At 60.3% G+C, this 24,808-nt stretch carries 23 protein-coding genes and 2 pseudogenes; 13 read left to right on the top strand and 12 right to left on the bottom strand.

What is annotated here, in order from left to right; translation table 11 throughout:
* The first annotated feature begins 28 nt into the window (after positions 1-28).
* The 3 genes from RIN61_RS11365 to RIN61_RS11355 all read left to right on the top strand — a co-directional run bounded on the left by RIN61_RS11365 (position 29) and on the right by RIN61_RS11355 (position 3,844).
* A complete protein-coding gene (locus tag RIN61_RS11365) occupies positions 29-1,411 on the top strand; it encodes a glutamine synthetase family protein (RefSeq protein ID WP_015272334.1) in 1,383 nt (460 codons plus the stop codon).
* 4 nt (positions 1,412-1,415) lie between these two features.
* Positions 1,416-2,189 carry a gamma-glutamyl-gamma-aminobutyrate hydrolase family protein gene (locus RIN61_RS11360; RefSeq protein ID WP_112249421.1) on the top strand — a complete coding sequence of 258 codons (774 nt, stop codon included), beginning with the start codon at positions 1,416-1,418 and terminating at the stop codon, positions 2,187-2,189.
* 113 nt (positions 2,190-2,302) lie between these two features.
* Positions 2,303-3,844 carry an APC family permease gene (locus tag RIN61_RS11355; protein ID WP_112249420.1) on the top strand — a complete coding sequence of 514 codons (1,542 nt, stop codon included), beginning with the start codon at positions 2,303-2,305 and terminating at the stop codon, positions 3,842-3,844.
* 124 nt (positions 3,845-3,968) lie between these two features.
* Here the strand turns inward: RIN61_RS11355 and gmk are convergent, their stop codons facing one another.
* Positions 3,969-4,589, bottom strand: a complete 621-nt coding sequence (gene gmk / locus RIN61_RS11350) for a guanylate kinase (RefSeq protein ID WP_112249419.1) — start codon at positions 4,587-4,589, stop codon at positions 3,969-3,971.
* A 13-nt stretch (positions 4,590-4,602) separates the two neighbouring features.
* A complete protein-coding gene (locus tag RIN61_RS11345) occupies positions 4,603-5,466 on the bottom strand; it encodes a YicC/YloC family endoribonuclease (protein WP_207877013.1) in 864 nt (287 codons plus the stop codon).
* A gap of 228 nt (positions 5,467-5,694) precedes the next feature.
* Between RIN61_RS11345 and rph the strand changes: the two genes are divergently transcribed.
* Both rph and RIN61_RS11335 read left to right on the top strand, forming a co-directional pair.
* Complete coding sequence (rph, locus tag RIN61_RS11340) at positions 5,695-6,417, top strand: ribonuclease PH (RefSeq protein ID WP_051096411.1); 723 nt, start codon at positions 5,695-5,697, stop codon at positions 6,415-6,417.
* Between the two features lie 23 nt (positions 6,418-6,440).
* A complete protein-coding gene (locus RIN61_RS11335) occupies positions 6,441-6,809 on the top strand; it encodes a DUF4870 domain-containing protein (protein ID WP_112249417.1) in 369 nt (122 codons plus the stop codon).
* A gap of 115 nt (positions 6,810-6,924) precedes the next feature.
* Here the strand turns inward: RIN61_RS11335 and RIN61_RS11330 are convergent, their stop codons facing one another.
* Positions 6,925-7,704 carry a catabolite repression control protein Crc gene (locus RIN61_RS11330; protein ID WP_003253401.1) on the bottom strand — a complete coding sequence of 260 codons (780 nt, stop codon included), beginning with the start codon at positions 7,702-7,704 and terminating at the stop codon, positions 6,925-6,927.
* An 80-nt stretch (positions 7,705-7,784) separates the two neighbouring features.
* On the opposite strand from RIN61_RS11330, the gene pyrE reads away from it, so the two are divergent.
* Positions 7,785-8,426, top strand: coding sequence for an orotate phosphoribosyltransferase (pyrE, locus tag RIN61_RS11325; protein ID WP_313857218.1), 642 nt, complete (start codon positions 7,785-7,787; stop codon positions 8,424-8,426).
* A gap of 161 nt (positions 8,427-8,587) precedes the next feature.
* On the opposite strand, the gene argB is transcribed toward pyrE, so the two are convergent.
* The 4 genes and pseudogenes from argB to coaBC form a co-directional block, all read right to left on the bottom strand.
* On the bottom strand, positions 8,588-9,493 hold the full coding sequence (argB, locus tag RIN61_RS11320; RefSeq protein WP_085621522.1) for an acetylglutamate kinase: 906 nt from the start codon (positions 9,491-9,493) through the stop codon (positions 8,588-8,590).
* A gap of 30 nt (positions 9,494-9,523) precedes the next feature.
* Positions 9,524-10,891: pseudogene (locus RIN61_RS11315) on the bottom strand (phosphomannomutase/phosphoglucomutase); the annotation flags it as partial.
* A 144-nt stretch (positions 10,892-11,035) separates the two neighbouring features.
* Positions 11,036-11,491, bottom strand: coding sequence for a dUTP diphosphatase (dut, locus tag RIN61_RS11310; RefSeq protein WP_215520554.1), 456 nt, complete (start codon positions 11,489-11,491; stop codon positions 11,036-11,038).
* A gap of 5 nt (positions 11,492-11,496) precedes the next feature.
* Complete coding sequence (gene coaBC / locus RIN61_RS11305; protein WP_112249413.1) at positions 11,497-12,708, bottom strand: bifunctional phosphopantothenoylcysteine decarboxylase/phosphopantothenate--cysteine ligase CoaBC; 1,212 nt, start codon at positions 12,706-12,708, stop codon at positions 11,497-11,499.
* 128 nt (positions 12,709-12,836) lie between these two features.
* Here coaBC and RIN61_RS11300 point away from each other — a divergent pair, with 128 nt between their 5' ends.
* Together RIN61_RS11300 and RIN61_RS11295 are read left to right on the top strand one after the other, a co-directional pair.
* Positions 12,837-13,526 carry a JAB domain-containing protein gene (locus RIN61_RS11300; protein WP_313857210.1) on the top strand — a complete coding sequence of 230 codons (690 nt, stop codon included), beginning with the start codon at positions 12,837-12,839 and terminating at the stop codon, positions 13,524-13,526.
* 106 nt (positions 13,527-13,632) lie between these two features.
* On the top strand, positions 13,633-14,229 hold the full coding sequence (locus tag RIN61_RS11295) for a hypothetical protein (protein ID WP_313857208.1): 597 nt from the start codon (positions 13,633-13,635) through the stop codon (positions 14,227-14,229).
* Here RIN61_RS11295 and RIN61_RS11290 read toward each other — a convergent pair.
* The 3 genes from RIN61_RS11290 to RIN61_RS11280 all read right to left on the bottom strand — a co-directional run bounded on the left by RIN61_RS11290 (position 14,226) and on the right by RIN61_RS11280 (position 18,577).
* Positions 14,226-15,376 (bottom strand): IS3 family transposase gene (locus RIN61_RS11290; protein ID WP_087535084.1). Its coding sequence is split into 2 segments (ribosomal slippage): positions 14,226-15,142 and positions 15,142-15,376, totalling 1,152 coding nucleotides; the frame shifts between segments, so codons are not numbered across the junction. The two genes, RIN61_RS11295 and RIN61_RS11290, sit on opposite strands and share 4 nt — an antisense overlap.
* Before the next feature lie 404 nt (positions 15,377-15,780).
* Positions 15,781-17,478 carry a site-specific integrase gene (locus tag RIN61_RS11285; RefSeq protein ID WP_313857206.1) on the bottom strand — a complete coding sequence of 566 codons (1,698 nt, stop codon included), beginning with the start codon at positions 17,476-17,478 and terminating at the stop codon, positions 15,781-15,783.
* Positions 17,381-18,577, bottom strand: a complete 1,197-nt coding sequence (locus RIN61_RS11280) for a tyrosine-type recombinase/integrase (protein ID WP_313857203.1) — start codon at positions 18,575-18,577, stop codon at positions 17,381-17,383. The genes RIN61_RS11285 and RIN61_RS11280 overlap by 98 nt, the downstream gene beginning before the upstream one ends.
* 43 nt (positions 18,578-18,620) lie before the next feature.
* Here RIN61_RS11280 and RIN61_RS11275 point away from each other — a divergent pair.
* Positions 18,621-18,788: pseudogene (locus RIN61_RS11275) on the top strand (JAB domain-containing protein); the annotation flags it as partial.
* A gap of 132 nt (positions 18,789-18,920) precedes the next feature.
* Here RIN61_RS11275 and RIN61_RS11270 read toward each other — a convergent pair.
* Complete coding sequence (locus RIN61_RS11270) at positions 18,921-20,528, bottom strand: ABC transporter substrate-binding protein (protein WP_112249411.1); 1,608 nt, start codon at positions 20,526-20,528, stop codon at positions 18,921-18,923.
* 361 nt (positions 20,529-20,889) lie between these two features.
* Between RIN61_RS11270 and rpmB the strand changes: the two genes are divergently transcribed.
* Positions 20,890-21,126, top strand: a complete 237-nt coding sequence (gene rpmB / locus RIN61_RS11265; RefSeq protein ID WP_003253504.1) for a 50S ribosomal protein L28 — start codon at positions 20,890-20,892, stop codon at positions 21,124-21,126.
* Positions 21,127-21,137: 11 nt separating this feature from the next.
* Positions 21,138-21,293, top strand: coding sequence for a 50S ribosomal protein L33 (rpmG, locus tag RIN61_RS11260; protein ID WP_003253507.1), 156 nt, complete (start codon positions 21,138-21,140; stop codon positions 21,291-21,293).
* A 170-nt stretch (positions 21,294-21,463) separates the two neighbouring features.
* Here rpmG and RIN61_RS11255 read toward each other — a convergent pair whose 3' ends face one another.
* Positions 21,464-21,823: a cupin domain-containing protein gene (locus tag RIN61_RS11255; protein WP_112249410.1), complete on the bottom strand. Its 360-nt coding sequence runs from the start codon at positions 21,821-21,823 to the stop codon at positions 21,464-21,466.
* A 196-nt stretch (positions 21,824-22,019) separates the two neighbouring features.
* On the opposite strand from RIN61_RS11255, the gene RIN61_RS11250 reads away from it, so the two are divergent.
* Together RIN61_RS11250 and RIN61_RS11245 are read left to right on the top strand one after the other, a co-directional pair.
* Entirely contained in the window at positions 22,020-23,513 is a 1,494-nt protein-coding gene (locus RIN61_RS11250; RefSeq protein WP_112249409.1) for an aldehyde dehydrogenase, read from the top strand.
* Positions 23,514-23,654: 141 nt separating this feature from the next.
* The gene (locus RIN61_RS11245) at positions 23,655-24,794 is read left to right on the top strand and encodes an MFS transporter (protein WP_112249408.1); all 1,140 of its coding nucleotides are present in this window, start codon (positions 23,655-23,657) and stop codon (positions 24,792-24,794) included.
* Positions 24,795-24,808 lie beyond the last annotated feature (14 nt).

Raw genomic sequence — 24,808 nt, 5'->3', positions numbered from 1 at the left:
GCCGCAGCAAATCAAAGGATGTACAGCCATGACGTCGGTAACCCCGTGCGCCAGTTCTTCCAGCGAGATGAATGACTTCCTCCAGGCCCATCCGGACACGCAGTACGTCGACCTGCTGATCTCCGACATGAACGGCGTGGTACGTGGCAAGCGCATCGAGCGGGCCAGCCTGCACAAGGTGTACGAGAAGGGCATCAACCTGCCGGCATCGCTGTTCGCCCTGGACATCAACGGGTCCACCGTCGAGAGCACCGGCCTTGGCCTGGACATCGGCGATGCCGACCGCATCTGCTTCCCGATCCCCGGCACGCTGTCGGACGAGCCATGGCAGAAGCGTCCCACTGCCCAGCTGCTGATGACCATGCATGAGCTGGATGGCCAGCCGTTCTTCGCCGACCCGCGCGAAGTACTGCGCCAGGTGGTGAGCAAGTTCGATGACCTGGGCCTGGATATCTGCGCCGCGTTCGAGCTTGAGTTCTACCTGATCGACCAGGACAACCTCAACGGTCGCCCGCAGCCGCCGCGCTCGCCGATTTCCGGCAAGCGCCCGCAGTCGACCCAGGTGTACCTGATCGACGACCTCGACGAGTATGCCGACTGCCTGCAGGACATGCTCGAAGCGGCAAAGGAGCAGGGCCTGCCCGCCGATGCCATCGTAAAGGAAAGCGCCCCGGCACAGTTCGAGGTCAACCTGCACCATGTGGCCGACCCGCTGAAGGCCTGTGACTATGCGATCCTGCTCAAGCGCCTGATCAAGAACGTTGCCTACGACCATGAAATGGACACCACCTTCATGGCCAAGCCCTACCCGGGCCAGGCAGGCAACGGCCTGCACGTGCACATTTCGTTGCTGGACAAGAAAACTGGCAAGAACATCTTCGCCAGCGACGACCCGCTGCAAAGCGACGCGTTGCGCCACGCCATCGGTGGCGTGCTGGAGACCATGCCCGCGTCGATGGCCTTCCTCTGCCCGAATATCAACTCCTATCGCCGCTTCGGCGCGCAGTTCTACGTGCCCAATGCGCCAAGCTGGGGCCTGGACAACCGCACCGTGGCCGTGCGCGTGCCCACCGACAGCAGCGACAACGTGCGCCTCGAGCACCGCGTGGCCGGCGCCGACGCCAACCCCTACCTGATGCTCGCGGCGATCCTCGCCGGTGTTCACCATGGCCTGACCAATCAGGTCGAGCCGCAGGCACCGATCGAAGGCAACTCCTACGAACAACTGGAGCAGAGCCTGCCGAACAACCTGCGCGATGCCCTGCGCGCGCTGGACGACAGCGAAGTCCTCAACCAATACATCAGCCCGGACTACATCGATATCTTCGTGGCCTGCAAGGAAAGCGAACTGGCCGAGTTCGAAGTATCGATTTCCGACCTCGAGTACAACTGGTACCTGCACACGGTGTAAGCCCATGAGCGCAAATGCGGTCCCCTTGATCGGTGTCAGCGCCTGCCGCCAGCAGGTGGGGAAGAACTCGTCGCATACGGTAGGCGACAAGTATGTCGAGGCGGCCGGCTTTGCCGGCTTGCCATTGATCTTGCCGGCCCGCGACGGGGGCAGCGACACGCAGGCGCTGCTGGCTCGTCTGCACGGCATTGTTTTTACCGGCTCACCTTCAAATATCGAACCGCATCATTACAATGGCGCCCCCAGCGCGGCGGGTACCCGGCACGATCTGGCACGCGATCGCCTGACCCTGCCGCTGTTGCAGGCGGCCATTGCCGCTGGTGTGCCGGTGTTCTGTATTTGCCGTGGCTACCAGGAATTGAATGTGGCGCTGGGCGGCAGCCTGCACCAGCGTGTGCAGGAACTGCCCGGCTACCTTGACCACCGTGAACCTGAGGACGCACCCCTGGAGGTGCAATACGGCGCTCGTCACCTTGTCGGCATCGAGCCTGGCGGGTTGTTCGAGCGCCTGGGCCTGGCTGCGCAGTTCGAGGTCAACTCGCTGCACAGCCAGGGCATCGACCGCCTGGCCCCGGGCCTGCGCGTCGAGGCACGGGCCCCGGATGGCCTGATCGAAGCGGTGTCCATGCCTGCGGCGCCGGGCTTTGTGCTTGGCGTGCAGTGGCACCCGGAGTGGCGATTTACCGAGAACCCGGTCTCGCGGCGCCTGTTCCAGGCGTTTCGCGAGGCCTGCATTGCTTACGCTACACGGGAGGGCGCACGGCAGGAGGCATTCTGACGTCACCCGAAGGTCTCGGATGACTTGTTCCCGGCAACAAGCTTTCAATGAGTGAAAGCGGGCCTTGTGCGCAAGGCCTGTGAAAACAATTCCAAAATTTACGGCAAATACTCATGAGCAATTACACAGAAGCCGGCCGCCCACCCGATGTGGCGGCCGACGCGGGCAACACCCAGCGCAGCAAGGGCCTGGCCACGGGCCGGCTGGGCTTGCTGGCCAGCGTGGTGCTGGGCATTTCCACCATCGCCCCGGTCTACACCCTGACCGGCGCCCTTGGCCCGACCGTGCGCGAAGTGGGCGCACACCTGCCAGCGGTGTTCATCGTCGGCTTCCTGCCGATGCTGCTGGTGGCCCTGGGCTACCGCGAACTGAATTCGGCGGAGCCGGACAGCGGCACTTCGTTTACCTGGTCGGCGCGTGCCTTCGGCCCGATGATCGGCTGGATCGGCGGCTGGGGCCTGGTGGTCGCCACCACCATCGTGTTGTCGAACCTGGCCGGGGTGGCGGTCGATTTCTTCTACCTGTTCCTTGGCCAGATCACCGGCAAGCATGAGCTGGCGGCATTGGCCGACAACCTGCTCATCAACATAACCACCTGTTGCGTGTTCATCGCCCTGGCGGTGTGGATCTGCTGTCGCGGCATGACCACCACCATGACCGTGCAATACGGCCTGGTGGCCCTGCAGTTGCTGGTGCTGATCGGATTTGCCTTTGCCGCGTTCGGCGAAACCACGGCGCCGCCACCGCTGGAATTCGATTTCGCCTGGTTCAACCCGTTCGGCGTCGAATCGTTCTCGGCCTTTGCCGCCGGGCTGTCGCTGTCGATCTTCATCTTCTGGGGCTGGGATGTATGCCTGACCGTCAGCGAGGAATCGGTCGGCAGTGACGAGGTGCCGGGCAAGGCGGCCACCTGGACCGTGTTGCTGATCCTCGGCCTGTACCTGTTCACCGCCATTGCCACCCTGCAGTTTGCCGGTATCAGCGAACAAGGCCTGGGCCTGAACAATCCACGCATCCAGGAAAACGTCTTTGCTCACCTGGCCGGCCCGGTCATGGGGCCGCTGGCGATTCTGATGTCCATCGCCGTGCTGGCCAGCACCGCGGCGTCGCTGCAGTCGACCTTCGTGTCGCCTGCGCGCACCCTGTTGGCCATGGGTTACTACGGTGCGGTGCCGCAGAAGTTCGCCAGTGTCTGCCCACGTTCGCAGACCCCGCGTTACGCCACCATCTGCGCTGGTGTGGCTGCGGGCCTGTTCTACGTGACCATGCGCACCCTGAGCGAGAACGTGTTGGCAGACACCATCACTGCGCTGGGCATGATGATCTGCTTCTACTATTCGCTGACGGCCTTCGCCTGTGTCTGGTACTTCCGCCACAGCCTGTTCGACAGCCTGCGCCACTTCCTGATGCGCGGCCTGTGCCCGCTGGTGGGTGGGGTAATCCTGTCGGTGATCTTCTTGCGTACCGCCATCGACAGCGCCTCGCCGGACTTCGGCAGCGGCTCGCATGTGGGCGGGCTGGGGCTGGTGTTCGTGATCGCCGCGATCATCTCGGTGCTGGGCATCGTGCTGATGATGCTGTCGCGCCTGCGCGCGCCGGCATACTTCCTGGGGGCTACCCTGCGTCAGCAGGCTACCTTGCCTTTGCAGGAATAAAGCTGGGGGCGCTTTGCGCCCCATTCGCAGCACAAGGCTGCTCCTGCAATGGCGCGATGTACGCTGTCGATGTAGGAGCAGCCTTGTGCTGCGAATGGGCTGCAAAGCAGCCCCGTTCGCTCTTTCAGGAAAGTAGTTCTTTCAGCAGCCCGCTGTTGCGTTGTTGCTGCTTCTTCAGCCGCAGGCGATTGGAGCGGAACACCGCTTTCAAATCCTCCAGCGCCACGTCGAAATCATCGTTGATGATCACGTAGTCGTACTCGTCGTAGTGCACCATCTCGCTGACCGCTTCCTGCATGCGCCCGGCAATGATTTCTTCGCTATCCTGCCCGCGGCCATCCAGGCGCTCGCGCAGGGCCTGCTGGCTTGGCGGCAGGATGAACACCGACAAGGCCTCGGGCATCAGCTTGCGTACCTGCTGGGCGCCTTGCCAGTCGATCTCCAGGATCAGGTCATTGCCCTGGTCGAGCACCTCTTGCAGCGCGCTGCGCGAAGTCCCGTAGAAATTGCCGAACACTTCGGCGTGTTCCAGGAAGTCACCCTTGGCGATCAGCCCCTTGAAGTCGTCATGGCTGACGAAGTGGTAGTTCACGCCGTGCTCTTCGCCTGGGCGCATGGCGCGGGTAGTGTGCGAGACCGAGACGCTTACGCGCTTGTCGGCCTTGATCAGGGCGGTGACCAGGCTGGTCTTGCCGGCGCCCGAAGGGGCCGAAACGATGTAGAGGGTGCCGCTGCTGTGGTTCATGGTCGGGGTGGCCTTACTCGATGTTCTGTACTTGTTCACGCATCTGTTCGATCAATACCTTCAGGTTGACCGCCGCTTGCGTGCTGCGTGGGTCGAAGGCCTTGGAGCCTAGGGTATTGGCCTCGCGGTTGAGTTCCTGCATCAGGAAGTCCAGGCGTCGGCCGGCGGCACCGCCACCCTTGAGCACCCGGCGTACTTCGGTGACGTGAGTGCTGAGGCGGTCGAGTTCCTCGGCCACGTCGCTCTTCTGCGCCAGCAGCACCATCTCCTGCTCCAGGCGCTGCTGGTCGAGTTCGGCCTGCATGTCGCCGAAGCGGTCGAGGATCTTCTGCCGTTGTGCTGCCAGCATCTGCGGCACCAGGGCACGCAGGGTGGTGACTTCGCTGGCCATGTTGTCCAGACGTTCGTTGATCAGCCGGGCCAGTTCCTGGCCTTCACGCTGGCGCCCGGCCTTGAGCTCGGCCAGAGCCTCATCGAACAACGCCATGGCTTCTGTATTCAGTGCCTGTGGATCGCTGGCGTCGGCTACCAGCACGCCTGGCCAAGACAGCACCTCCAGCGGGTTCAGTGGTGCCGGCTGTTTGATCAGCCCGGCCACTTCCTCGGCGGCGGCAACCAGCTGCGCGGCGCGCTCGCGGTCCACCTTCAGCGGTTTGCCGTTGCTGTCTTCGTTGAGCCGCAAGGTGCATTCCACCTTGCCCCGTGACAGGCCCTGGCGCAGGCCTTCACGCACGGCGCCTTCGAGGTCGCGCAGGGCCTCGGGCAGGCGCAGGTGCGGCTCCAGGTAACGGTGGTTGACCGAACGCAGCTCCCAGACCAGGGTGCCTTGGCTGCCGGCGCGCTCGACACGAGCAAAAGCGGTCATGCTGTGCACCATGGGGAGTACCTCGCGTATATGAATGAACGGTGGGAGCCTCTCGGCTGCAAGGCGCAGGATTGTAGCGCAGTGGGGCCTTGGCGCCCAATCCACCCATGTTACCGACGGGTGGCCTGGCCGGTAGGAAAAGGCGACGGGCTGTGCGGGGCGCGACAATAGGCATGTCTTCCCCTGGCCGTGGGCTCTATAATGCTCGGCAGATTCAAAGTCCCAGTACAGGTATCCCAGATGAAACGTCCAAGTGGTCGCGCCGCCGATCAGCTCCGCTCGATCCGCATCACCCGCAACTACACCAAGCACGCCGAAGGGTCGGTACTGGTCGAGTTCGGTGACACAAAGGTCATCTGCACGGTCAGTGTGGAAAACGGTGTGCCGCGCTTCCTCAAAGGCCAGGGCCAAGGCTGGCTGACCGCCGAATACGGCATGCTGCCGCGCTCCACCGGCGAGCGTAACCAGCGCGAAGCCAGCCGTGGCAAACAGGGTGGCCGCACCCTGGAAATCCAGCGTCTCATCGGTCGTTCGCTGCGCGCCGCGCTGGACATGAGCAAACTCGGTGACATTACTCTGTACGTCGACTGCGACGTGATCCAGGCCGATGGCGGTACCCGTACCGCGTCCATCACCGGTGCCATGGTCGCCCTGTGCGACGCCTTGGCGGTGATCAAGAAGCGCGGTGGCCTGAAGGCCGGCAACCCGCTCAAGCACATGATCGCCGCAGTGTCGGTGGGCATGTACCAGGGCGAAGCGGTGCTTGACTTGGACTACCTGGAAGACTCCGCTGCCGAAACCGACCTGAACGTGGTCATGACCAGCGCCGGTGGTTTCATCGAAGTGCAGGGTACTGCCGAAGGCGCGCCGTTCCAGCCTGAAGACTTCAACGCGATGCTCGCCCTGGCACAGAAGGGCATGACCGAGATCTTCGAACTGCAGCAGGCGGCGCTGGCCGACTGAACCCAGCCAGGGAGGTGCGGGGCATGAGCGAATCCAACCTGTCGATCACCCCGCCCAATGCCGAAATCCGGCAGTGGGCGATGTTCTGCCACCTCTCCGCGCTGCTGGGCCTGGTGGTGCCGCTCGGGCACTTGCTGGGCCCGCTGGTGCTGTGGCACCTCAAGCGCGAGCAAGACCCTTTCATCGACGCCCAGGGCAAAGAGGCGCTGAACTTTCAGATCAGCGTGACCATTGCCGGGTTCATCTGCTTCCTGCTGATGTTCGTGTTCATCGGACTGATGCTGTTCGCCATGCTGATGGTCGCGGTGATGATCCTGATCATCATCGCGGCTGTGCGGGCGAATGAGGGCAAGCCGTATCGCTACCCGATGATCTGGCGGCCGATCAAATAATGCTGGGGCTGCTTTGCAGCCCTATCGCGACACAAGGCCGCTCCTGCAAGGGATATGCATTCCCCTGTAGGAGCGGCCTTGTGTCGCGATAGGGCCGCAAAGCGGCCCCATGCCTTCAGATGGTCAACGTCCAGTCATAGTCGACGATCAGCGGCGCATGCTGGGAGAAGCGCGGCTGACGCGGCAGGCGGGCGTTGCGCACGAAGCGGCGCAGGCCCGGAGTGAGGATCTGGTAGTCGAACCGATAGCCCAGGTTGAGCATCTCGGCCTGCTCGTTGTCCGGCCACCAGCTGTACTGGTCGCCTTCACGGCTGACTTCGCGCAGGGCATCGACGTAACCCATCTCGCCGGTGATCGCATCCATCCAGGCGCGCTCCGGCGCCAGGAAGCCCGGCGACTGCTGGCTGTCACGCCAGTTCTTGATGTCGAGCTTCTGCTGCGCCACGTAGAACGAGCCGCAGTAGATGTATTCGCGACGCTTGCGACGCTGTTTGTCCAGGTACTTGGCGAAGTCGTCCATCAACTTGAACTTCTGGTTCAAGTCTTCGTCGCCGTTCATGCCCGAAGGCAGCAGCAGGCTGGCAATACTGACTTTGTCGAAATCTGCTTGCAGATAACGCCCGTAGCGGTCGGCTGTCTCGAAGCCCAGGCCGGTGATGACTGCCTTGGGCTGCATGCGCGAATACAGGGCCACACCACCTTGGGCAGGCACCTCCGCGTCGCAGGCATAAAGGAAATAGCCATCGAGCTGGAAAGCTGGGTCATCGAGTTCAAAGGCCGAGGCGCGGGTATCCTGAAGGCAGATGACGTCGGCATTCTGGGCTTGCAGCCAGCTGAGCAAACCACGCTCGGCCGCAGCCTGAATGCCATTTACGTTCACACTGATGATCCGCATAAATGGCCCCAAAAATCTCGTGCGTGTATGATACCCGAGCTCAACCCATTTAGCTAAATCCGTGGTGTCCGGGACTATCCATGCAGCCGTATCAGCGCGACTTCATCCGTTTTGCCATCGATCGCGGGGTACTGCGTTTCGGTGAATTCACCCTGAAATCGGGGCGTACCAGCCCGTATTTCTTCAATGCCGGCCTGTTCAACAGCGGTTCCGCCCTGGCCGAACTGGGCCGTTGCTATGCCGCAGCCATCGTCGACAGCAAGATCCCGTTCGATGTGCTTTTCGGCCCGGCCTACAAGGGTATCCCGCTGGCAGCGACTACTGCCGTGGCCCTTGCCGATCAGCATCAGCTCGACGTGCCATGGTGCTTCAACCGCAAAGAAGCCAAGGACCACGGTGAAGGTGGCAGCCTGGTCGGTGCACCACTGGCTGGTGATGTGCTGATCATCGACGATGTGATCACTGCCGGTACCGCCATTCGTGAGGTCATGCAGATCATCAAAGCCCAGCAGGCCAAGGCCGCAGGCGTGCTGATCGCGCTGAACCGCGAAGAGCGTGGCAATGGCGAGCTGTCGGCGATTCAGGAAGTGGAGCGCGACTTCGGTATTCCGGTGGTCAGCATCGTTTCGCTGACGCAGGTGCTGGAGTTCCTGGCCGATGACCCGCAGCTGAAGCAGCATCTGCCGGCTGTGGAAGCTTACCGGGCGCAGTACGGGATCTGATCCGGGTCTGGAAATGAAAAAGGCGACCTTCTTGTGAAGGTCGCCTTTTTTGTGTCGCCTGTTCTGGCCTCTTCGCGGGTAAACCCGCTCCCACAGGGTTGGCGCTATCCCTGTGGGAGCGGGCGTGCCCGCGAAGAGGCCTGTGCAGGTTAACCAACCAATCAGCGCGGCTTGCGGTTGGTAATCAGGGTACCCACGCCGCTGTCGGTGAAAATCTCCAGCAGCACCGCATTCGGCACGCGGCCGTCGATGATGTGCGAGCTGTTCACGCCGCCCTGCACCGCATCCAGCGCGCACTTGATCTTCGGCAGCATGCCGCCGTAGATGGTGCCGTCGGCGATCAGTTCGTTGACCTGCTCGGTGGTCAGGCCGGTCAGTACTTCGCCCTGCTTGTCCATCAGGCCGGCGATGTTGGTCAGCAGCATCAGCTTCTCGGCCTTCAGCGCCTCGGCTACCTTGCCCGCCACCAGGTCGGCGTTGATGTTGTACGACTCGCCGTTGGCACCCACACCGATCGGCGCGATCACAGGGATGAAGTCGCCCTTCACCAGCATGTTCAGCAGGTCGGTGTTCACGCTTACCACTTCGCCCACGTGGCCGATATCGATGATTTCCGGGGTGGTCATCTCGGGCGTCTGGCGGCTGACGGTCAGCTTGCGGGCGCGAATCAGCTCCGCGTCCTTGCCGGTCAGGCCGATGGCGCTGCCGCCGTGGCGGTTGATCAGGTTGACGATGTCCTTGTTCACCTGGCCACCCAGCACCATCTCCACCACGTCCATGGTCGCCGAGTCGGTGACGCGCATGCCGTCGATGAAGTGGCTTTCGATCGACAGGCGCTTGAGCAGGTCGCCGATCTGCGGGCCACCACCGTGGACCACCACCGGGTTGATGCCCACAGCCTTCATCAGCACGATGTCACGGGCGAAGCCGGTCTTGAGCTCCTCGCTCTCCATCGCGTTGCCGCCGTACTTGATCACCAGGGTCTTGCCGACAAAGCGGCGAATGTAAGGCAGTGCTTCGGACAAAACCTCGGCTACATGGGAAGCGGCATCGCGATCGAGGGTCATGCAGGGCTCCTGTAAGGAACAGATAGTCGGTCAGAACGGCAGTTGCAGCTCAGGCTCAACCCGCAGCAACTGGGCACGGAAAACATCCTTGATACGTTGCAATTCGGCGTCGCTGTCGGCCTCGAAGCGCAGCACCAGCACCGGGGTGGTGTTGGAGGCGCGAACCAGGCCCCAGCCGTGGGCGTAATCCACCCGCACACCGTCGATGGTGGTCAGGTGGGCTTCGCCCCAGTCGGCGTCGCGTTGCAGTGCATCAATGATGCTGAATTTACCCTCGTCGGTCACATCAATATTGATTTCCGGCGTGGAAATATCGTTCGGGAACGCGGCAAACAGGTCTTCGGCGCTCTGATCGGCCTTGCTGAGGATCTCCAGCAGGCGCACGGCGCTGTAGATGCCATCGTCGAAACCGTACCAGCGTTCCTTGATGAAGATGTGACCGCTCATCTCGCCGGCCAGCAGCGAGCCGGTCTGCTTCATCTTCTTTTTGATCAGCGAGTGACCAGTCTTCCACATCAGTGCGCGGCCGCCGTGCTGCTCGATCAGCGGGGTCAGGCGACGGGTGCATTTGACGTCGAAGATGATCTCGGCGCCCGGGTTGCGCGACAGCACGTCCTGGGCAAACAGCATCAGCAGGCGGTCGGGGTAGACGATGCTGCCGGTGTTGGTCACCACGCCGACGCGGTCGCCGTCACCGTCGAAAGCCAGGCCGATATCGGCGCTGGTTTCCTTGACCTTGGCGATCAGGTCTTCGAGGTTTTCCGGCTTGCCCGGATCCGGGTGGTGGTTAGGGAAGTTGCCGTCCACCTCGCAGAACAGCGGGATGACCTCGCAGCCCAGGGCTTCGATCAGCTGTGGGGCCACCACACCGGCAGCGCCGTTGCCGCAATCGACCACGACCTTGAGCTTCTTGGCCAGCTTCACGTCGCCGACGATCTGCTGGAAGTAGCGATCGAGGATCTCGACCTTCTGCACGTTGCCTTCGCCGCGCGGTACGTCGTTGGTTTTCAGGCGGGTCAGCAGGGCCTGGATCTGCTCATTGGCCAGGGTGTCGCCAGCGATGACGATCTTGAAGCCGTTGTAGTCCGAAGGGTTGTGGCTGCCGGTCAGCATCACGCCCGACTTGCCAGCCAGCACGTTGGCTGCGTAGTACAGCGCCGGGGTCGGCACCAGGCCGACGTCGCTGACCTGGCAACCGGCATCGACCAGGCCGTTGATCAGTTGTTCGACCAGCATCGGGCCGGACAGGCGGCCATCACGGCCGACCGAAACCTGCGGTTCGCCCTGGGCCAGGCTCTGCGCGCCGATGGCGCGGCCAATCCAGTAGGCGGTTTCGGCGTGAAGGGTCTTGCCGACCACGCCGCGAATGTCATACGCGCGGAAAATGCTGTCTGGCAGCGCGGCGGGTGCCAGGTGGGCCATGTCGTTCATCTCTGGAAGCTCCATTAGTCAAAGGCTTTCTGGGCAGGCGCAAACTGAACGCTTGGACGGTGGTTTCGCCAGAGAGTTCGCCATCCTTGGCCTGAACGGTCATTTCTCGGCTCAGTGGCTGCCGGAATGGCCGAAGCCGCCAGCGCCGCGCTGGCTTTCATCGAACGCTTCGACGATGTCGAAATGGGCTTGTACCACGGGTACCAGCACCAGCTGGGCAATGCGCTCGCCAACGGCGATGGTGAACGGCGTGTTGCCACGGTTCCAGCACGACACCATCAGCTCGCCCTGGTAGTCCGAGTCGATCAGCCCGACCAGGTTGCCCAGCACGATGCCGTGCTTATGGCCCAGGCCCGAGCGCGGCAGAATCATCGCCGCCAGGCCCGGGTCGCCGATGTAGATCGACAGGCCGGTCGGGATCAGCAGGGTCTGGCCTGGCTCGAGGATGGTGTCTTCCTTGAGCAGGGCGCGCAGGTCGAGGCCGGCGGAACCGGGGGTGGCGTAGGTCGGCAGCGGGAATTCGCTACCCAGGCGTGGGTCGAGGATCTTGGCTTGAAGAGCGTGCATGTAACTTATTGAACCTGATTGAGCCGGTCGGCGATGAAGGCGACCAGTTGCCGGGCAATCTTGCCTTTGCTGGTCTGCGCGAAGAGGGTCTGGTGCTGCTGGCGGTCGATCACGGTCAAGGCGTTTTCCTCGCTGTTGAAGCCGATGCTGGGGTTGGCCACATCATTGGCGACGATCAGGTCGAGGTTCTTGTCCTTGAGCTTGCGCGTGGCGTAATCGAGCAAGTGTTCGGTCTCTGCGGCGAAACCGACGCTGAACGGGCGGTCGGCGCGGCCAGCGATGGTGGCAAGGATATCGGGATTGCGCACCATCTGCAGCAGCATGCCGTCGCCGGTCGTAGGATCTTTCTTCAGTTTTTGCGTGGCAACGACTTCCGGGCGGTAGTCCGCAACCGCCGCAGAGGCGATGAACAGGTCGCACGGCATGGCCGCTTCACAGGCCGCGAGCATGTCCCGCGCGCTGACCACGTCGATTCGGCTGACCCGGTCGGGGGTCGGCAGGTGTACCGGGCCGGTGACAAGGGTGACCCGAGCCCCGGCTTCGGCGGCCGCTTCGGCCAGGGCAAAGCCCATCTTGCCGGAGCTATGATTGGTGATGTAGCGCACCGGGTCGATGTTTTCCTGGGTCGGGCCGGCGGTGATCAGTACGTGCTTGCCGGTCAGGGCCTGGCGCTTGAAGCTTTCCGCGGCGCACCAGGCCAGGTCGGTGGCTTCAAGCATGCGGCCAAGGCCCACATCGCCACAGGCCTGGCTGCCGGACGCCGGGCCGAACACCTGGATGCCACGGCTCTTGAGCAGTTCGAGGTTGGCCTGGGTCGCCGGGTCGCGCCACATGGCCTGGTTCATGGCCGGGGCCACGGCGACGGTGGCATCGGTAGCCAGCACCAGGGTGGTCAGCAGGTCGTCGGCCATGCCCTGGGCCATGCGCGCCATGAGGTCGGCGGTGGCCGGGGCGATCAGCACCAGGTCGGCCCACTTGGCCAGTTCGATGTGGCCCATGGCCGCTTCGGCGGCAGGGTCGAGCAGGTCCATGTGCACCGGGTGGCCCGACAGCGCCTGCAGGGTCAGCGGGGTGATGAACTCTGCACCACCACGGGTCATGACGACGCGCACCTGCGCGCCGTGCTCCAGGAGTCGGCGAATCAGTTCGGCGCTTTTGTAGGCGGCAATGCCGCCACCCACGCCGAGAACGATGCGCTTGCGATACAGCCGCTGCATAGGCTTGCCTTTTTCCAGTGAGAGCGGGCGTCGACGTTTGAAAATGCCTGCGGCAGAACGTCGCATGTACGAGGCGAAATAGATTAACACAGGGCCGAAATGGGCCGCAGCAAGGGCAGAGGGACGGGATGAATATCAGGGAATGGCCGGCTGAAGAGCGGCCGAGGGAGAAGTTGCTGCAGCGTGGGGCCGGAAGCCTGACGGACGCGGAATTGCTGGCTGTATTTCTCGGCTCAGGTGTGCGTGGGCGCAATGTCGTGGAGCTGGCGCGAGGTCTGCTCGTGAAGTTCGGGGGGTTGCGCCAGTTGCTGGAGGCAGACCGTGAGGCCTTCGTCGGCGAGCTTGGGTTGGGCCCGGTGAGGTACAGCCAGCTGCAGGCGCTGCTAGAGATCGGGCGCAGGCACCTTGCAACTTCGATTGAGCGTGAATCCGCGATGGACAGCCCGGCAACGGTGAGGCGCTATTTGAAAGCGATGCTGCGACATGAAGTCAGCGAGGTGTTCGGATGCCTCTTTCTCGATACCAAGCACAGGCCGTTGGCGTTTGAGATCCTCTTCCGAGGCACGATAGATCGGGCCAATGTCTACCCGCGCGAAGTGGTACGACGGGCGTTGCTGCATAACGCGGCGGCCTTGATCCTGCGCGGTTATGGTATCAAGTTAAATGTTGCATATTTCTCTAAGCCGCAAGATAGAGCGCTTACAGGCTGCTTGCGTTCTATTGTAAGTTTCATCACGATTGTTGCATGTCCTACGACTCCCGCCCCATGTGCAGGGAATGGGAAATCGTGGCTCGCGTATCGCTCAGCCTCCGCCTGATCCCAGCAGTCTCTCAGACGCACTGAACCTTCGGTTCCGCCTCGTTCGCTGCTGTTTTCCATTAGTTTCAAAATGCACAAATGCTCATCTATCAAGGATTCGCTCTGTGAACGATCTCGTTGCCACTTTCGAAAAAACCTTCCTGGTGCAGAAAAGCTGGGCTCTTGCTGGTAGCTTGACATACGTTTTTGCGGAGATGGCTGAAGAAGCTTACAGCCTCTATTTGAAGGATTTTGAGAATCGGGTACCTGAGCCTCCAGAAGACGGTTACTGTGCCAAACGAGTGGTGCAGGACGACCGCATGCTTCAGCTTGGTATCAAAAGCATCGTCTTCACGGCAATGGCTTTGGAGTCCGGTGTGTACGAACTGGCTGCGATCAACCTCGGCGACAAGGTGACGGCCGCCTTGGATAAGGCCAATCTCGATGGTAAGTGGCGAATCGTCCCGCAGATGATTTGCGGCCGATCACTGTCGGAGGAGCCAGTGCTGAATGAGCTGCACGCCCTCAATAAGGCAAGAAACAAGCTTGTGCACCATAAGTCAGAACAGATGCCGGGCTACAAGCTCCAGCCCGGCTGTGAGATGGACGTTGATTCCGATACTGATCCTCAGTGGACCGAAGAATCCATCAGCGCTGTGAATAAAGCGATCTTAGAAATGAATGCCAATTCAGAGAGGTTTGAATCGCCCCTGGTTTTCTAGACACTCTCCAAGCTCAGGAAATAGCGTTTCTCATACTCTACTGGAGACAGCTGCATAGCACTGCTGTGTCGGCGTTTAGGGTTATAGAACATCTCGATGTAATCGAAAATATCACTTCGGGCTTCTTCACGGGTTGTGTAGATCTTTCGTCGGATTCGCTCTCGCTTCAAAAGCTGGAAAAAGCTCTCGGCTACGGCATTGTCGTGGCAGTTTCCCCGCCGGCTCATGCTGCTGATTACATTGTTGGCCTTCAAAAAGCTTTTCCAATCCGAGCTACTGAACTGACTGCCTTGATCTGAGTGAATCATAACTTGCTGCTGAGGCTTGCGTCGCCAAACAGCCATCAACATCGCGTCGATAGCCAGGTCGCTGCACATCCTTGGCTTCATTGACCAACCAATTACTTGGCGTGAGAACAGATCCAGCACTACCGCGAGGTAGAGCCACCCTTCATAGGTGCGGATGTAAGTGATATCTGTCACCCAGACCTTGTTCGGCTCACTTACCTTGAACTGCCGCGCGAGGTGGTTGGGCGAGGCCACTGTTGGTTTTCCACCATAGAACCCTGGACGCCGCCGATAGCCCGTTTGAGAACGCAGCCCCTCCGCCTGCATCAAGCGCCTGACTCGATTTCGGCCGCATTCCTCTCCCAGCTCACGCAGGTCATCGTGAATTTTGCGGTAGCCGTATACACCTCCGCTTTCCAGCCAAGCGTGTTTGATCAAGCCAAGCAGACGTTGATCTTCTTTTGCTCGGGCAGATTGAGGCTCGGCCAGCCAGGCGTAATAGCCGCTGGGGTGCACCTTGAGGGTTTGGCAAAGGCGCCGCACCGGGTAATCAGTCGAGTGCTTCTTGATGAAGGCGTACTTCAGCCGCACTCCTTGGCAAAGTACGCGGCGGCCTTTTTTAAGATGTCTCGCTCTTCCGTCACGCGCTTGAGTTCAGCGCGTAGCTTGCGCAGTTCGGCCTGCTGATCGTCGTCTTGCTGACGCTGCTCTTGGGGCTTGCTGTAGACCTTGATCCAGGCGTAAAGACTGTGCACGGACATGCCCAGGCGCTGGGCGACATCGGCGACAGGTTTGCCTTTCTCGGTCACTTGCTTGACCGCTTCGATCTTGAATTCTTCGGGGTAACGCTGACGACTCATGGCACCTCCTATTTGGGCCTCATTATGAGGCTTGGAGGTGTCTACGAAACCAGGGGCGATTCAGACTGTGCGTGTTACGCCACTCCATTCAACGTTCTGGCTTTCCATTACTGCTGATAGATGCCTAATCGATGCCATTCTTCCGATGATAAGCTCGGCTGATGGTTGTGCCAGAATTTCTTTAACTATAAAGCAGCGCGCAAGCTTGCCAATCACTAGCGGGAGAGGGGACTGATCTTGATTTCGCTTGTTGTTAGGGTCGAATGATGTGAAGGGGATATTACTCCCCCTATACTGCCATACCTTGCCCTCGAAATCCCCTCCTACTAATCCGTTTGCTTTCAGGTCATTAAATTGGTGCTCTGCATGTTTATATCTATCTTCTAAGACCGCCATTGATATGCTCAATCTTCTAACTCCTTCACAGCGATGATTACTGACTTAGCGCCGTGAATTGCTGCTTCGACCTGTTGGGCCATAGCGCCAGTGGAATTGCTCCCGAGCATCTGCTGGAATTTAGTGATGTCTGCTAAAGCCCCTTCATGATTAGCATGACGGCTAGGTCTGAATTTAGGGCATGCATAGCAAGTGACCGTCGGGTGGTAAGGGCATGGCCCTTCAGAATTGCATGACCCTAAGCCACTTATTGGCCTTAGCGCGGATCTTTCAGGGATTTCTTCCATGAATTTGCCGCACCACATCTGCACGGCTGCATTGATCTCCGGGCTTGCCATGTGGGTCGTATTTATGAACTCTTGCAGCTCAAGGTTGTAATGGAAGTAGTGCTTTATAGAGTTCAGGTTTGAATGATCTAAAGCTTCAGCGACTTCTTCAGGAGATGCACCGGAAAGAACCATTGAAGTAGCCTTGGTCCTGCGCAGTCGGTACGCTGTGATCCGCATGAAGGGTTCTGTTTTTTGTATGGGCCGGTGAGGGTCTGGTAACTGGAGTATCCAAGTGAGAGATGTTAGCGCATAACTTATTCTATGATTGTCGAGATGTAATGTGAATGGTGTCAGCTTGGGGTTGGTGAGGAAGCGTAAAAGGCGGTTTTCGGTTTTGTACGCCGAGGGAAACAACGGCGTAGGAAGCACTGGAGTGCTTATTCCATGCCTGGCACATATCGCGTTGATGTCCTTCGATGCGGCATTGCATTGGGTCTCAGCTAAAGTGCACTGAAGTTCTACTGCCTCTGCAGTATCGTTAGCGATGTAACGTTTTACCAGGTTGCTCGGATGCCTCCTGAGCCTTGAGCGTCTAATTCCTTTAACGCTCGGCACCTTTACAAAGGGGCCGCCCTCATCAACCCCGAAGTCAGTAATCTGCATTAGGGCTAACTGTATAGGGCGAAGAGCCCAGTCGCGACAGAGCAAAAAAAGTGTGCGCTGGACATGAGTGACGAGCGGATTGCTGACAAGCGTCATCTCAATGTTCGCGAGTTGTACGCGAGTGAAAGGGCCAAAGTCATCATCTCGCATCGTGACCAAATGCCTGTTATCAAACGTCTTTACTGTAAGCTGTGATAGTTCAAGGCTGTCATGTTCGTTGAAACCTGGGACCTCTTCATCCAGGCACCATCGATAAAATACTCGAAGAGCAACTAGGTCCTCGTACCAACTTGATGCTTTTAAACTAGTGCATTCACGTACAGCAAATGTCGATAACCTATTGCCAATAGTATCCGCGTCATTTCCCGAAAATTTATGCTGGGCCAGAAGCCGCTGGACGACAATCAGAGGCCTAAGGTCGATGTGGGTTTGGAGTCTGTCGATGAACCACCCTCTGAGTAGCCACTCAACTAACAAGTTAGAATGTAGAGGCTTGCTCCACGCAATATTCATCGGAGCACACCCGACAATCTCTACCGTTATTTTTTCAACCCACGCATCATTGTTGTGAATTGTTATGGCCTGGCCGAAGGTGGATATGACTGTGGAAGGAAAGACATCGGCCTCGATGCCGAAGCGACATTCGATCTGGGTTACGAGTTCGGTAGGCGAAATTTTAATCATCTTCATTGCCTCGAAAAGTTGAGCTGTCAGAGTTTCTGATGATTTCGCCGAGCCGATCAGATATGGCCTGCCGAGAGTAACGCTGAACACTTTCGCTGCTGGGGCTCCATCCGCCCAGATACGCTAGAGCATCTTTTACATTAATGCTGTGGGCGCCACTTTTTTCAAACTTTTTGCGAGCTATATTTGCCCCTGTCGCCCTCAATCCGTGCGGATGAATTCGTGTTGAAAAGTTTGGCAAGCCGAGGCTGGCTGCAACGGTACGAAGAATGGTGTTTACGGTTCGCGCAGATAACCGTCTTCCGTCACGGGAACTCACGAATAGGGCTGTACAAGGTCTTTTTGGTTTGATCAGTTTAGGGCGATGATCGGAAATGTATTCGTTCAGAACCGCGGCTACCGATGCGGTTATGGGGACCATCCGACCGCGCGTCTTGAGACTAGCCCCGTCCTGTCTCCGCTCCCTGGTGATATCGCTGGGGCGCTTGATGCGTATTGTAGGTGAGGGGCCAAGGTCAACGTCGTCGAGTTCTATGAGAACAACTTCGCCACGCCTGGCAAGTGTTTCAAGCATTACCAAGAACAGACAGTAATTGCGTGCCTGTATCTGCTTACTGTGGAATGGGTTCCTAAAGTCATCAGGACTGAGCACCCCTTTGAATAAGGCTTGCCCCCCGGAGTCAAGTGGCGTTGCAGGTAGCGGCGGTTCTGATTGATATGCAATCTTGGTGATTTTTTTTTGAAGATTTCGCAGATTCTTGGCTTTGTTTTTTTCCGCTTGGCTTTGCTCAAGTAGACCTAGTCGATTGAGCTCAACGTAGTGCTCGAAGGAGAAATCTATGAATGATTTGACAGCTTCGAGTCGTCGGGTGCATGTCGATTGGCTCGCACCCGCACCGCGTTTGGTGGAGCAGAGGCGTTCGGCCAGCGATGTCAGTTCCGCTGAGCTGAACACCGCTAGGCGCTCAAGCTTCGCTTCCAGTGGAGAACCTCGGCTGAGAGCCCACTCGTACGCGATAGCGATGTCACGTAAGTAATTTTCGACGGTATTGAGACGCGATCTGTGGAGCAAATCCTCCGCCCAGAGGTTTGCTAGGATCACTGGAACCCCCTGCACCAGCAGGTATGGCCTGAGGCCGCTGGAGGCAGTGCGGATCATTCGGATTTCGCAGAAAGGGACGTCTGGCATCGGTAGCTCCAGATCTGCAACGTTTCCGAACATATACCATAAGTGCCACAACCACCCCTCGGGCAACAGTGAACCCAGCCAGGACGATGTGCATCTGACCCTGTCGTTGAAGCGGGGGCTGGCGTTGATCGATGTGCGGGTGCTGGATCACATCATCATCGGTGACGGGGAGCCGCTGTCGATGGTCGAGCATGGGTGGATTGTGGCCTGAGGAAAAACTGGAGTTTTGTGCTGCAGTACCGGCCCTTTCGCGGGTAACCCGCTCCCACAGGTACTGCACCCATCTTGAATGTGGTGCAGCACCTGTGGGAGCGGGTTCACCCGCGAAAGGGCCGGCACAGGTTTACTTGGTTACGGAAACCTTGCTGAAGTCCAACCGCCCGAACGGGCTCACCTGATACCCCTCAACCCCCTGACGCAACAGTGTCGCCGCCGTAGGGTGCGCCAGTGGCACCCATAGCGCCTGCTGCTGTATCAGCGTCTGCGCCTGCTGGTAAAGCCGGCTGCGCACGCTCTGGTCGTTGGTGGTGCGCCCGGCGCTGATCAACTGGTCCAGGCGGCTGTCGCAGAAGCGTGCGAAGTTGGTCCCAGACTGCACCGCCGCGCAGGAAAACTGCGGGCTGAGGAAGTTGTCCGGGTCGCCGTTGTCACCCGCCCAGCCCATGAACAGCAGGTCATGCTCGCCCGCCTTGGCGCGGCGGATCAGCTCGCCCCACTCGATAACGCGGATTTCCGCTTTCACGCCAATCTTCGCCAAGTCAGCCTGCAGCATCTGCGCGCCAAGGCTGGGGTTGGGGTTGAGCAGGCTACCTGAAGGACGGGTCCAGATCGTGGTGCTGAAACCTTCGGCCAGGCCGGCCTTGGTCAGCAGGGCCTTGGCTTTCTTCAGGTCCAGCGGGTAGCCGGGCAAGTCCTTGGCGTAGCTCCAGGTGTTGGGCGGGTAGGGGCCGTTGGCAGCCACCGCGGAATCTTCGAACACGGCCTTGAGGTAGGCCTGCTTGTCGAAGGCCAGGTTGATGGCCTGGCGCACCTCCGGCTTGTCCAGCGGCGGGTGCTGGCTGTTGATGGCGACAAAGGCAGTCATGAACGCCGGGGTGCTGGCCACCTTGAGGTTGCCGTCCTTTCCAGCTTCGGCAATGTCCAGCGGTTTGGGCGACAACGCGACCTGGCACTCGCCGCGCTTGAGCTTCTGCAGGCGCACGTTGGCATCGGTGGTGATGGCGAAGATCAGCGGGTCGACCGCCGGCTTCCCGGCGAAGTAGTCGGGGTTGGCGCGGTAGCGCACCACGGCGTCCTTCTGGAAACGCTGGAAGACGAATGGCCCGGTGCCGACCGGCTGGCTGTTGAGCTTCTCCGGCGTGCCGGCCTTGAGCAGTTTGTCTGCGTACTCGGCGGAGTAGATCGAGGCGAAGCCCATGCTCAAGGTAGCCAGGAACGTGGCATCCGGGTGGTTGAGGGTGAAGCGCACGGTGTTCGGTGCCGGCGCCTCGATCGCCTTGATCAGGCCGCCCAGTTGCAGCGACTGGGCATGCGGGTAGCCACCCGGCGCAGTCTTGTGCCAGGCGTGGGCGGGGTAGAGCATGCGCTGGAAGCTGAACAGCACATCGTCGGCGTTCAGGACGCGGCTTGGCTTGAAGTAGGCGGTGCTGTGGAATTTCACATCATCGCGCAGGGTGAAGTCGTAGATCAGGCCGTCGGCCGAAACAGTCCAGCTGGCCGCCAGGCTCGGCACCACCTTGCCTTGCGCCGCGTCGAACTCCACCAGGCGGTTCATCAGCACATCGGCCGTGGCGTTGGTAGTGGTCAGCGAGTTGTACTGCACCACATCGAAGCCTTCGGGGCTGGCCTCGCTGCAGACGCTCAGCGGGGCTGCCTGGGCAACGCCGGCAGCGAACAGGGCGCCTGCGGCGAACAAGGAGTTGAACAATAAGGAAAGGGCGGCGGCACGCATGGTGGCTCCTTGGCTGTCAGTGGCCCATCTGCCAGTGCAGTCTGGAAAAGGCCTACCCTAGTGTGCCCGTCGGGAAATGACCACACCCTTTTTTACAAAACTGTCGACGAGCGGTCGACGGCTGGCGGCGCCTGCCGCTATGCTGGCCCGGCGCGCTTGGTCGGTGCCGGAAACGTATCTTCTGTTGTTGTGGCCGAGTCTTTCTGGTATAAAGCAGCGCTCTTTTCTAGGGGCTCGGCCTGTCGCGTCAGCGTATCCGGTCGGTAAGACCTCCAGAATCACGGCGCCCAGGCGCCAAAGACTGAGAGATTAAGCGGCCAACCCATGCCGGGTTGGGCATGTGGTTTTAGAGGGCTGAGTCATGTCGAGAGTCTGTCAAGTTACTGGTAAGGGTCCAGTAACCGGGAACAACATTTCCCACGCAAACAACAAAACCCGTCGTCGTTTCCTGCCGAACCTGCAGCACCACCGTTTCTGGGTTGAATCCGAGAAGCGTTTCGTGCGTCTGCGCGTTTCCGCCAAAGGCATGCGTATCATCGACAAGCGCGGCATCGACGCCGTTCTGGTTGACATCCGTAAAGCTGGCGCCAAGGTTTAAGGGAGAACATCATGCGTGAATTGATCCGTCTGGTTTCGAGTGCCGGTACCGGCCACTTCTACACCACCGACAAGAACAAGCGCACCACTCCGGACAAAATCGAGATCAAGAAATATGATCCGGTTGTTCGCAAGCACGTGGTGTACAAGGAAGCCAAGATCAAGTAATTGATCGGCGACCTTAAAAAAAACCCGCATCCGAAAGGACGCGGGTTTTTTTATGCCTGTCAGGGCCCTTCGCGGGTGAACCCGCTCCCACAGGTAGAGCGCCATCTTCAACGATTGCGAGGACCTTGTGGGAGCGGGTTCACCCGCGAAGAGGCCGGCACGGTCACTGATTACTTCTGCTCGAACATCACATAAATCTTGCGGCAAGGCTCCAGTACCTCCCAGGTGCCCTTGAAGCCGGCCGGGATGACAAACCGATCACCGGCACGCAGGGTCTTGGCTCCGCCATCCTGGTCCCGCAGCACCGAAACGCCCTGGACGATCTCGCAGTATTCATGCTCGGTGTAGTTCACCGTCCACTGCCCCACCTCGCCTTCCCACACGCCTGCGGCAAACTGCCCGCACGGGCTGGAATAATGGTTGTAGACCGCCTGGTCTGGCTCGCCCTTGAGGATTTTTTCCGCCGCCGGGCGGTAGCGTTCGGCCTCGGTGATGACCTGCGCGAAGTCGATGATGCTGGCGATACTCATGGTTCGGCTCCTGTTTTTGTTTAATAAAATGCACATCAGTAGGCTTTTGAGCCTTCTGTGTCAAATATATTGATAGTTTACCCGGGCTGGTTTAGGGTATCGCTTGCCAGTGTGCGCTCGTCGCCCGGCCAGAATTCTGACAACGCCTGTGAGTCCTCAGTGCGGCGTTGCACCTAAACAAGAGGAGGAGTTTCGTATGACCACCCTGACTCGTGCGGACTGGGAACAACGTGCCCAGCAACTGAAGATCGAAGGCCGTGCCTTCATCAACGGCGAATACACCGATGCCGCATCCGGTGAAACCTTCGAGTGCCTGAGCCCGGTCGACGGACGCTTCCTGGCCAAGGTTGCCAGCTGCGACCTGGCCGATGCCAACCGCGCTGTGGAAAACGCCCGTGCCACCTTCAACTCCGGCGTTTGGTCGCAGCTGGCCCCGGCCAAGCGCAAAGCCAAGCTGATCCGCTTCGCCGACCTGCTGCGCAAGAACGTCGAAGAGCTGGCGCTGCTAGAAACCCTGGACATGGGCAAGCCGATCGGCGACTCCTCCAGCATCGACATCCCGGGTGCGGCGCAAGCCATTCACTGGACTGCCGAAGCCATCGACAAGGTCTATGACGAAGTCGCTCCGACCCCGCACGACCAGCTTGGCCTGGTTACCCGCGAACCAGTGGGTGTGGTAGGTGCCATCGTACCGTGGAACTTCCCGCTGCTGATGGCCTGCTGGAAGCTCGGCCCAGCCTTGGCCACCGGTAACTCGGTAGTGCTCAAACCGTCCGAAAAATCGCCGCTGACTGCCATTCGCATCGCCCAGCTGGCTATCGAAGCCGGTATCCCGGCTGGCGTGCTGAACGTGCTGCCAGGCTACGGCCACACCGTGGGCAAGGCCCTGGCCCTGCACATGGACGTCGACACCCTGGTATTCACCGGTTCGACCAAGATCGCCAAGCAGCTGATGGTTTACGCGGGCGAATCGAACATGAAGCGCATCTGGCTGGAAGCCGGTGGCAAGAGCCCGAACATAGTCTTCGCCGACGCTCCGGACCTGCAAGCCGCCGCCGAAGCTGCCGCCAGCGCCATCGCCTTCAACCAGGGTGAAGTGTGCACTGCCGGTTCGCGCCTGCTGGTGGAGCGTTCGATCAAGGACAAGTTCCTGCCGATGGTGGTCGAGGCCCTGAAAGGTTGGAAGCCAGGCAACCCGCTGGACCCACAGACCACTGTCGGTGCGCTGGTGGACACTCAGCAGATGAACACCGTGTTGTCGTACATCGAGGCTGGCCACAAGGACGGCGCCAAGCTGCTGGCCGGCGGCAAGCGCACCCTGGAAGAAACCGGTGGCACCTATGTCGAGCCGACCATCTTCGACGGCGTGACCAACGCCATGCGCATTGCCCAGGAAGAAATCTTTGGCCCGGTGTTGTCGGTGATCGCCTTCGATACCGCCGAAGAAGCCATCGCCATTGCCAACGACACGCCGTATGGCCTGGCCGCTGGCATCTGGACCTCGGACATCTCCAAGGCCCACAAGACCGCCCGTGCCGTGCGCGCTGGCAGCGTCTGGGTCAACCAGTACGACGGCGGCGACATGACCGCGCCGTTCGGTGGTTTCAAACAGTCGGGCAACGGCCGTGACAAGTCGCTGCATGCGCTGGAGAAGTACACCGAGCTGAAGGCGACCTGGATCAAGTTGTAATCCCGGGGGGCCGCTTTGCGGCCAATTCGCGGGTGAACCCGCTCCCACAGGTACTGCACCGCTCTCAAGGGCGGTGGTGTACCTGTGGGAGCGGGTTTACCCGCGAATGGCCATGGAAAATTCTTGGCCTGGGAGGCTGCAATGCGTTGGGGTACCTACTTCGCCGTACTGGCATCGGTGCTAAGCGTCGGGCTGGCACTCGGCGTGAGCATGCCGCTGGTATCCCTGCGCCTGGAGGCCTGGGGCTACGGCAGCTTCGCCATCGGCGTGATGGCCGCGATGCCGGCGCTGGGCGTGCTGGTAGGTGCCAGCCTGGCCAGCCGCCTGGCCGGCTGGGTTGGCGTGCCCTCGGCCATGCGCCTGTGCCTGTGGGGCGGAGCGCTGTCGATCGGCCTGGTCGCACTGCTGCCCAGCTACCCATTGTGGTTGCTGCTACGGTTGCTGATCGGCATGTCGCTGACCGTGGTGTTCATACTCGGCGAAAGCTGGATCAACCAGCTGGTGGTCGAGCAATGGCGTGGTCGCCTGGTGGCGCTGTACGGCAGCAGCTATGCCCTCAGCCAGCTGGCCGGGCCGCTGGTGCTGGGCTTTCTCGGTTCGGATGATGACTTCGGCTTCTGGGCCGCTACCGGCTTGTTGCTGGTGGCACCGCTGATTCTCCTCGGCCGTGGCGGGGCACCCAGCACGGAGGCCTGCAGCGTCACCTTCGGCGACCTGTTCTCCTTCTGCCGGCGCTTGCCCGTAATCGCCTGGGCCATTGCCCTGTTCGCCTCGTTCGAGGCGATGATCCTGACCTTGTTGCCGGTGTATTGCCTGCAGCAGGGCTTCAGCACCGAAGTCGCCCTGTTCATGGTCAGTACCGTGGTGGTAGGCGATGCGGTGCTGCAGCTGCCCATCGGGGCGCTGGCCGACCACATGTCGCGACGTTCTCTGTTCACCGGCTGCGCGGTAACGCTGCTGGTGTCCAGCCTGGCGATTCCACTGCTGCTGCATACACCAGCGATCTGGCCGCTATGGGTGCTGTTCGGGGCCAGTGCGGGGGGCTTGTTCACCTTGTCGCTGGTGCTGATTGGCGAACGCTACCGGGATGATGCGCTGGTGCGGGCCAACGCTCATGTGGCGCAGCTGTGGGGTATTGGCTGCTTGCTCGGGCCATTGCTGGCGGGGGCAGGCAGCCAATGGATCAGCGGGCATGCGTTGCCGTTGCTGATGGCGGTGGGCGCGGCGGGGTTGGTGGTGTTGACCCGTCGGCGTGGGGCCTTCGAGCCGGTGTCTGCCTGATGGATTGTGAGGCC

The sequence above is a fragment of the Pseudomonas inefficax genome (genome assembly GCF_032164165.1).
Lineage (GTDB): Bacteria > Pseudomonadota > Gammaproteobacteria > Pseudomonadales > Pseudomonadaceae > Aquipseudomonas > Aquipseudomonas inefficax.
This window is presented reverse-complemented; position numbering and strand designations above follow the sequence as displayed.